The sequence below is a fragment of the Neisseria sp. P0001.S005 genome (assembly GCF_051963715.1).
The window spans coordinates 1-233 of record NZ_JBQCTZ010001096.1; the positions used below are offsets into that span (position 1 = coordinate 1).

General features: G+C 51.5%; 1 pseudogene. It reads left to right on the forward strand.

From position 1 onward, the window contains the following. Positions 1 to 233, forward strand: a pseudogene (locus ACTHSP_RS24190) (FAD-linked oxidase C-terminal domain-containing protein); the annotation flags it as partial.

Here is a 233-nt window from a genome sequence, read left to right on the forward strand (position 1 = left end):
TGCATTTGCACGCCGGCGACGGTAACGATCATACCAATATTCCGGTTATCTCAGACGATGCCGAAATGCTTCAGACGGCCTATCGTTCGGTCGCACGCATCATGAAACTCGCTCGTTCGCTCGGTGGCGTAATTTCCGGCGAACACGGCATCGGCATTACCTAGCTCGAATTTTTGACCGATGAAGATTTGCACCCGTTTTGGACCTACAAAAACCAAGGCGATCCCAAACAC